Origin of the sequence: Flavobacterium sp. (genome assembly GCF_043780635.1) — a bacterium.
Lineage (GTDB): Bacteria > Bacteroidota > Bacteroidia > Flavobacteriales > Flavobacteriaceae > Flavobacterium.
This window is the reverse complement of the sequence record NZ_JAYWCK010000028.1, coordinates 1-8401: the sequence shown is the minus strand read 5'-3', so window position 1 is coordinate 8401 and position 8401 is coordinate 1. Positions and strand designations below refer to the sequence as shown.

Genomic DNA, 8401 nt, shown 5'->3' with positions numbered 1-8401 from the left:
TAAACTTCGTCACCCATTTTTATGCCTTCAATATTATCAGATGCAAAGTGAGAACGAATAGAAGTCATGTAAACATCAATTCTATTTCCTTTTCTGACTGCTTTCGCTTCTTTTTCTCCTTTGGTTACAAAAGGATTCTGATTATCCTCTATTTTATAGAATTTCAACTGACCGTTATTTCGAATCAAATCAGCTGGTGCTGCTTGTGCATAATGTGGTTCTCCAATAGTTGGAAAATCTAAAATTAATTGCATTTTATCCCCACTAATATCAAATATTTGTGCAGCTTGGCATAATTCAGGACCTGTTGGTAAATACCTGTCTTTTGTGATTTTATCATAAACAATCATATACTTTCCAAAAGGTTTTCTACTATCGCCACCCGGAATACAAAGGTGTCCTGGAGAATAATAAGTAGCAGCTCTATCTAAAACTTTTAAGGTTTTGATATCCCATTTCACCACTTCAGAAGAAACAAAGAAAGTGGTATAAGCATTTCCTTTACCATCAAATTCAGTATGTAAAGGTCCAAGCCCTGGTTTTTTAACTTCACCATGCAAAGCAGCTTCATATTTAATAACTGGAATTCCCTCATATTCACCATCAAATTGTTTTTTGGCGATAGCATTTTGAATTTTATCAAAACTAAACACTGGTATTAAAGCCGCTAATTTACCACTCCCTACAATGTATTCCCCAGTTGGATCAACGTCACAACCATGAGGAGATTTTGGACAAGGAATCATATAGCAAATATCTTTCAACTCTTTCGAATCAAGAACTAAAACTGAAGTTCTCATTTCGGATTTTCCAGTATGTGTTTTTTCATCCCAAGTATTATGAGCATATTTTGCCGCTATTTTTTTACCTTTACCTGCTTTGATATATTCTTCGGCTTTTTTCCAGTTAACTGCCATAATAAAATCTTTGTCTTTTTGGGAGGCATTCACTTCAAGCAAAGTATTAGCTTGTTCAGTATTATAACAGGAGAAGAAAAACCAACCGTGAGATTTGCCTTTCCCAGCGTGACTTAAGTCGAAGTTAACACCTGGAGCTTCAATCTGGAAAGCAATATCCATTTGACCTTCCTTACCAACTTTTACAAAACTTAAAAATCCTTTAAAATTTTGTTTGTAAGTGTTGATTGGCACATCACCATTAGCATTATCTGGCGGAACACTAAAACGTGTTCCGGCTACTACATATTCAGTATTTTGAGTAATAAATGGTGAAGAATGGTTTCCGGCACTATTTGGCAACTCAATAATCTCTACAGTTTTAAATGTTTTTAAATCAACACGAGCAATACGAGGTGTATTATTAGCATTGGCAAAAACCCAACGCCCATCCACTTCACCATTAGTTTGAGACATTTCTAAATGGTGTTGATCATCCCAAGGAACAAAACCAGAAGAAGTATTCAACATTGGTTTTGTTTCTTCACTGTATCCATAACCACTTTGAGGATCTGCTGAAAAGATAGGAACGACTCGTAATAATCTTCCACTTGGCAAACCATATACGCTCATTTGTCCACTAAATCCACCAGAAACAAAATTATAAAACTCATCGTATTTTCCTGGTGCCACATACGCTCTTTTCGCAGCATCACCACTCACAACATCTCCTGAATCTTTTGGTTTACAGGAACTAAAAAATGCGGCTACCATGACAATGGCCAAAGTCGCTTTTAAAAATTTATTGTTCATATTATTCTAGTTATTAATTGGTTTTCGGATTGTTTATTTTACTCCGTCATTTTGACGCATAAACTCAAGAAGATTTCTTGCGTCAGCATCATTAAGTGATTGATTTGGCATACGAACCAAACAAATTTCCAATAAAGCTTGTAGTTTTGGATCTTTGTCAATCATAGGATCGGGATTTGTAATGAAGTTCATAATCCATTCTGGTTTTTGTCTGGAAGTTACCCCTTTCCATCCTGGACCTACTAGTTTTTCGTCTGTCAATTTGTGACAAGCAGAACATTTAACAGCCTGGATTTTTTCGCCTTCAGCTGCCATAGCAGGATCTAACTTGTCTCCTAACTCGACAGTTGTAAATTTTCCAATACCTCGGTTTGGGTCATAAGTTGAGACATCCGCAGTTTTTTCAGTTGAAAAGTCATCAGTGGCATTTTCCTTCTTACCGCAAGAAGTAAACATTGCTAGTGCAACAATAAATAAAGATAATTTGTACATAAAATTGATTTTTAAATTTCACTTACAAATTTCCGAATTGGTTTGTTAATGCATTATGATTGTAATCATACTTAAAAAAGTTTTTTTGATCTATTTGTAAATGAGAATATAAACTTTTGTTAAAGACTAAACCTTTGAACCTTGTCTGAGTCTTATATCTATAATTTAAAAAGAACAAAAATGAAAAAATTAATTATTGCAACCTTACTCTTTGTTGGATTAACTGCTTTTGCCCAAGAGGGGAAAGATATGGGGCACAGACAAGATAGAGATGGAATGGAAAAAATGTCTCCAGAACAACGAAACCTATTAATGTTAAAAAAAATGACATTAGAACTTGACCTGAATTCAAAACAACAAGAGCAAGTTAAACAAATCATTGCCGAACAAAGTGCAAAAAGAGATGCTATGAAAGCGGAACGTATGGCAAAGAAACAAGACAATGAAAAACCAACTGCCGACGAACATTTTGCAATGCAAATTAAAATGTTAGATAATCAAATTGCTATGCAAAATAAAATGAAAACCATTTTGTTGCAAGAACAATTTAAAGATTGGAAAAGTATTAGAGAGAATTTCCATGAACGAAATTATGAAAAAAGAGGAGAAAGAAATAGAGAGTAAAAATGAAAACTTCCGGTTAATGCCGGAAGTTTTTTTTATAGAACAAAATTATATTTTTAGAAAGTTTTTGAAACTTTATCGACAGCCTGAATAGTAAAACCCAAGTCTTCATATGAAAGCGCATCAGTTATAAACCAGGTTTCATAAGCTGAAGGTGCAATATAAATTCCTTCATTTAATAACCCGTGAAAGAATTTTTTAAAAGTTTCGTTATCACCTTTTGCAGCACTTTGAAAATCTACCACTGGAGTGGCGGCAAAATGTACTGAAACCATTGATCCAATGCGATTGATTGTAAAATCAACCTTATTCGCTTTTAAAACTTTATCTATTCCAGCTGCTAAATAAGCCGTTTTTTCTTCCAACCTTTTGAAAATCGCTCTGTCTTTATCCAATGCCTGTAACATTGCTAATCCTGCTGCCATTGCTAATGGATTTCCAGATAAAGTTCCTGCTTGATAAACTGGACCAAGTGGTGCCAAATAATTCATTATTTCGTTTCTTGCTGCAAAAGCTCCCACAGGCAAACCTCCTCCAATTACTTTTCCGAAGCAAACGATATCAGCTTTGATGTTGAATAATTCCTGAACTCCACCTGGCGCTAATCTAAAACCAGTCATAACCTCATCAAAAATCAGGAGAATACCATTGTCGGTACACAATTGGCGCAAGCCTTCCAGAAAACCTTTATTTGGAGGAATACAACCCATATTTCCTGCAACTGGCTCTACTATTATGGCGGCAATTTCATTTTTATTAGCTTCAATTAAAGCAGCAACATTTTCTAAATCATTGTATTTTGCCAGCAAAGTATCTTTGGCTGTTCCAACAGTTACTCCAGGACTATTTGGAGAACCAAAAGTAATGGCTCCACTTCCTGCTTGTATTAAAAAGGAATCAGAATGACCGTGATAACAACCGGCAAATTTAATGAATTTGTCTTTTTTTGTAAATCCTCTAGCCAGACGAATCGCACTCATACAAGCTTCGGTTCCTGAATTTACAAATCTGATTTTATCAATATTCGGAACCATTGCAACTGCCAAAGCGGCGATTTGAGTTTCTAACTCTGTTGGCATCCCAAACGAAGTTCCTAGTTTTGCTTTTTCGGTAACGGCATCAACTACGGGTTGAAAAGCATGACCCAGAATCATTGGCCCCCAAGAATTGATATAGTCTATTAATTTATTTCCATCTTCGTCAAATAAATAAGCACCTTTGGCACTTTTGACGAAAATTGGAGTTCCTCCAACGGCTTTGAAGGCACGAACTGGAGAATTTACACCTCCGGGAATTACTTTTTCTGCTTCAGCAAAAAGCTGACTGCTTCTTTGATACAACATATTTTTTATTTTATTATTAGTATTGGTTGCCCTATCGAAATTGCATTATCAAAAAGGTTATTTTGTTTCTTTAAATCTTCGATGGGAATATTATATTTTTTAGAAATAGAGTATAAAGTATCCCCTTTTACGACTACATATCGCTTCGTTTCCAAATGGTTTTTAGTGATTTCACTTTCTATTTCTTTTGTTTTACTTATGCCATCAACATCATATTTATACAACTGAAACCGTTCAATTAATCCAATTAATTTTGTTGGATATTGTGGATCTGTTGCATAACCAGCATCTTTTAATCCTTTGGCCCAAGCCTTATAATCTGTTTGGTTTAATTTAAAAAGAGAGGAATATCGTGACCCAGCCGTTAAAAAAATAGCGTGATCTCGAAAAGAATCAGCTGCATTGTAATATTTTCTAAAACATTCAGCGATTGAATCGTCGTCATATTTTATGCTTTCTCCCAACCAATCTTTGTGACATTTTATGCCAAAATGATTGTTAGCCTGCGTGCTTAAAGGCCCCGTTCCTGCACCAGATTCCAGTATGGCCTGTCCCAAAATAATACTTGCTGGAATTCCGTATTTTTTCATATTGGATTGGGCGACACCTTTATAGGAATCGATGTAAGCCAAAATTATATCATTAGTAACTTTTACCCGAGTTGTGGCTTCAAGAATTTGTGTGTTTGGACTATAATTATGATCTGGTTTAGCAGACAATTTATTCTCAACAGATCCGTTTTTAATAGGTTTTCTATCGCTACTGACCATCGAAGTATTTTGCTTTGAGCCTTTTCTGGTGGTTTGAATTACCGACTTATTCGTATTACAACTTACGAAAAAAAGAACCAACAGTAAGAGTGTATTTATTCTATTCATTAAAATCAATTATTGGTAATTTTTTAGCTTTTAGTTTCAAATTCATTCCTGCAATTCCTTGAATTCCTCCGGTGTGAATGAGTAAAATTTTTGAGTTCTCGGGAAAATAATTCTTTTTAATTAAATCCATAACGCCAAAAACCATCTTTCCCGTATAAATTGGATCCAAAGGAATTTGATTTTCCAGATAAAACTGATTGATAAAAGCGATTAATTCCGGATTCACTTTCCCGTATCCGCCAAAATGATAATCAGTTATTAATTCCCAGTTCTCATTTCGGGCAAATTTACGAATTTCCTCTTTTAAAAAATCACCTTTCAAGGCAGGAAATCCCAAAACTTTTTGGTGTGGCAAAATACTGTTTATAATTCCGCTAATTGTTCCGCCAGTTCCAATAGAACAGCATACAAAATCGAATTCAGCATCTTCATCGGTTAGAATTTCTTGGCATCCTTTGACAGCAAATTCATTAGTTCCGCCTTCTGGAACAAGATAAAAATTGTTGAATTCTTGTTTTAAATCCTCTATAAAATCGACTTCGGTTTTATGGCGATAGTCTTCTCGGCTAACAAATTTGAATATCATTCCGCATTCCTGGGCAAATTTCAAGGTAGGATTAACCAAAATTTTACTTTGTAATTCATCCCCTCTAATAATTCCTATGGTTTTAAATCCTTGTTCTTTTCCAGCATATGCAAGTGCTGCAATATGATTTGAAAAGGCTCCCCCAAAAGTGAGCAGGGTTTCCTGATTTTCTATTTTTGCTTGAAGTAGATTGTATTTTAATTTTCGAAACTTATTACCTGATACAAATGGGTGAATAAGATCTTCACGTCTCATAAAAACGGAAATGTTTTTTGTGTGTGATTGTATTTTTTGTGTAAATATTTCCAGCAAAACAAATAGTATTTTATACAAATATACGACACAAAATGATTGTAATTTTTATTGGGCCTGACTGGGACTATATAGGGAGTATCTAGGGAGTATCGACCTATTAAATCCCCATCAAATATATTTAACAAACTTCCAAAAATACCTTTTTTTTAAATAGCTATGGTATTTTTCATTGGCATAAGCTTCTCTTTCAAAACTTATGTTTCTATAAGCTAAATCCATATTTTTATATTGAATCAACCTCAATATATACTCCAAAAAATACCAAATAAAAAAAGGTATAATAAGCAGTTCCAATTGCTGTCTCAAATGAATTCGTTCGTGATTCATAAAAACTAAATTTTCTTTATCTAATCTATATTTTACAAACACAAACGGAAATACAGTTAGCCCACGATATCCTTTTGGAATTAAATATTTGGTTACAATTAGAAACATTCGCTTTAAAGTCTATAAATTTGTAGTTATGAACGAACAAAGTAATGAAAATAAATTAATTGAGGGAGAAGATTTTTATTATACGCCAGAAGGCTATAAATGCTTTACCGAAAAATACCATCTAAAAAAAGGTTTTTGTTGTAAAAGTGGCTGTCGTCATTGTCCGTATGGATTTGACAAGAAAACGGGAGAAATCAAAAAGTAATCAGCCGGCCTGTCGGCAGACAGGTGTTCAGTCGCAGTTTGAATTAAAATATTAATAAACATAAAATGACTTTCAAAGAACAAATTCAAGAAGGGATTCCAACTATATTGCCGCTTCCAAAACCGTTTGAAGCCAACATCAATCACGCTCCAAAACGAAAAGAAATTCTTTCGGTAGAGGAGAAAAAATTGGCGCTTCGCAATGCGCTTCGCTATTTTGAGCCACAGCATCACGAGGAATTAATCCTGGAATTTGCCGAAGAATTAAAAACCTATGGTCGTATTTATATGTACCGTTTTCGTCCAGATTATAAAATGTTTGCCAGACCTATTGCTGATTATCCCGGAAAATGTGAACAGGCAAAAGCAATTATGCTGATGATACAGAACAATCTGGATTATGCCGTAGCACAACATCCCCACGAGTTAATAACTTATGGTGGGAATGGTGCTGTTTTCCAGAACTGGGCACAGTATCTATTGACAATGCAGTATTTGTCTGAAATGACAGAGGAGCAAACTCTCACGATTTATTCGGGTCACCCAATGGGACTATTCCCTTCCCACAAAGAAGCACCACGAGTTGTTGTAACAAACGGAATGGTAATTCCCAACTATTCAAAACCTGACGATTGGGAAAAAATGAATGCGCTTGGTGTTTCGCAATACGGCCAAATGACCGCCGGAAGCTATATGTATATTGGCCCGCAAGGGATTGTCCACGGAACCACAATCACTGTTTTGAATGGTTTCCGAAAAATAAAAACCAGTCCCGAAGGTGGATTATTTGTCACTTCAGGACTTGGTGGAATGAGCGGAGCACAACCCAAAGCGGGAAACATTGCCGGTTGCATCACGGTTTGTGCGGAAGTAAATCCAAAAATAACACACATTCGACATAGTCAAGGCTGGATAAACGAAGTTATTGAAGATATTAACGAATTGGTGCAACGAGTAACTTTGGCGAAAGCCAATAAAGAAATAGTTTCCATCGCTTATTTAGGAAATGTAGTGGATGTTTGGGAAAAATTTGACCAGGAAAATATTTATATCGATTTGGGTTCAGACCAAACTTCGCTTCACAATCCTTGGGCTGGGGGCTATTATCCCGTAGATATTTCTTTTGAAGATGCCAACGAAATGATGGCCAATAATCCGGATTTATTCAAGGAAAAAGTACAAGAAACACTTCGTCGACATACCAATGCTATTAACAAACACACCGCAAAAGGAACTTATTTCTTTGATTATGGGAATGCGTTTTTGCTTGAAGCATCTCGCGCTGGCGCTGATGTTATGGCCAAAAACGGAATCGATTTCAGGTATCCAAGTTATGTGCAAGATATTATGGGTCCAATGTGTTTTGATTATGGATTTGGTCCTTTCCGTTGGGTTTGTGCCTCAGGAAATCCAGAAGATTTACAAAAAACAGATACCATAGCTTGTGAAGTATTGGAAGAAATTCAGCAAAATTCTCCAGTTGAAATTCAACAACAAATGCAGGACAATATTCATTGGATAAAAGGTGCACAAGAAAATAAATTGGTTGTTGGTTCACAAGCCAGAATTCTATATGCCGATGCCGAAGGAAGAATGAAAATTGCAGAAGCGTTTAACCAGGCTATTGCCAAAGGCGAGATTGGGACTGTAGTTTTAGGTCGCGATCATCACGATGTTTCGGGCACGGATTCACCATATAGGGAGACATCAAACATTTATGATGGTTCCCGTTTTACTGCTGATATGGCAATACAAAACGTGATAGGCGACAGTTTTCGAGGTGCCACTTGGGTGTCCATTCACAATGGCGGAGGC

Annotated in this window: 9 protein-coding genes; 3 read left to right on the top strand and 6 right to left on the bottom strand. The window is 35.7% G+C overall.

What is annotated here, in order from left to right:
- A partial coding sequence (nosZ, locus tag ACH2BV_RS02355) for a Sec-dependent nitrous-oxide reductase (protein WP_395049021.1) occupies positions 1-1709 on the bottom strand: 1709 nt, incomplete at its 3' end.
- Positions 1710-1742: 33 nt separating this feature from the next.
- Complete coding sequence (locus ACH2BV_RS02350) at positions 1743-2201, bottom strand: c-type cytochrome (protein ID WP_395049019.1); 459 nt, start codon at positions 2199-2201, stop codon at positions 1743-1745.
- A gap of 180 nt (positions 2202-2381) precedes the next feature.
- Between ACH2BV_RS02350 and ACH2BV_RS02345 the strand changes: the two genes are divergently transcribed.
- Positions 2382-2825, top strand: coding sequence for a hypothetical protein (locus ACH2BV_RS02345; protein ID WP_395049018.1), 444 nt, complete (start codon positions 2382-2384; stop codon positions 2823-2825).
- A gap of 56 nt (positions 2826-2881) precedes the next feature.
- On the opposite strand, the gene hemL is transcribed toward ACH2BV_RS02345, so the two are convergent.
- The 4 genes from hemL to ACH2BV_RS02325 all read right to left on the bottom strand — a co-directional run bounded on the left by hemL (position 2882) and on the right by ACH2BV_RS02325 (position 6382).
- Positions 2882-4168, bottom strand: coding sequence for a glutamate-1-semialdehyde 2,1-aminomutase (hemL, locus tag ACH2BV_RS02340; RefSeq protein WP_395049016.1), 1287 nt, complete (start codon positions 4166-4168; stop codon positions 2882-2884).
- Between the two features lie 5 nt (positions 4169-4173).
- Complete coding sequence (locus tag ACH2BV_RS02335; RefSeq protein ID WP_395049015.1) at positions 4174-5046, bottom strand: glucosaminidase domain-containing protein; 873 nt, start codon at positions 5044-5046, stop codon at positions 4174-4176.
- A complete protein-coding gene (locus tag ACH2BV_RS02330) occupies positions 5039-5935 on the bottom strand; it encodes a 1-aminocyclopropane-1-carboxylate deaminase/D-cysteine desulfhydrase (protein WP_395049022.1) in 897 nt (298 codons plus the stop codon). The genes ACH2BV_RS02335 and ACH2BV_RS02330 overlap by 8 nt, the downstream gene beginning before the upstream one ends.
- Positions 5936-6055: 120 nt before the next feature.
- Positions 6056-6382, bottom strand: a complete 327-nt coding sequence (locus ACH2BV_RS02325; RefSeq protein WP_395049013.1) for a hypothetical protein — start codon at positions 6380-6382, stop codon at positions 6056-6058.
- Positions 6383-6410: 28 nt separating this feature from the next.
- Between ACH2BV_RS02325 and ACH2BV_RS02320 the strand changes: the two genes are divergently transcribed.
- Both ACH2BV_RS02320 and ACH2BV_RS02315 read left to right on the top strand, forming a co-directional pair.
- Entirely contained in the window at positions 6411-6587 is a 177-nt protein-coding gene (locus tag ACH2BV_RS02320) for a DUF5522 domain-containing protein (RefSeq protein WP_395049012.1), read from the top strand.
- A gap of 65 nt (positions 6588-6652) precedes the next feature.
- The coding region (locus ACH2BV_RS02315; RefSeq protein WP_395049010.1) for a urocanate hydratase at positions 6653-8401 on the top strand (1749 nt) is incomplete at its 3' end.

What these genes read in the sequence shown, in the direction of transcription:
- ACH2BV_RS02350 (WP_395049019.1), bottom strand. Translation starts at nt 2,201, where the DNA reads ATGTACAAATTATCTTTATTTATTGTTGCACTAGCAATGTTTACTTCT.
- ACH2BV_RS02345 (WP_395049018.1), top strand. Translation starts at nt 2,382, where the DNA reads ATGAAAAAATTAATTATTGCAACCTTACTCTTTGTTGGATTAACTGCT.
- hemL (WP_395049016.1), bottom strand. Translation starts at nt 4,168, where the DNA reads ATGTTGTATCAAAGAAGCAGTCAGCTTTTTGCTGAAGCAGAAAAAGTA.
- ACH2BV_RS02335 (WP_395049015.1), bottom strand. Translation starts at nt 5,046, where the DNA reads ATGAATAGAATAAATACACTCTTACTGTTGGTTCTTTTTTTCGTAAGT.
- ACH2BV_RS02325 (WP_395049013.1), bottom strand. Translation starts at nt 6,382, where the DNA reads ATGTTTCTAATTGTAACCAAATATTTAATTCCAAAAGGATATCGTGGG.
- ACH2BV_RS02320 (WP_395049012.1), top strand. Translation starts at nt 6,411, where the DNA reads ATGAACGAACAAAGTAATGAAAATAAATTAATTGAGGGAGAAGATTTT.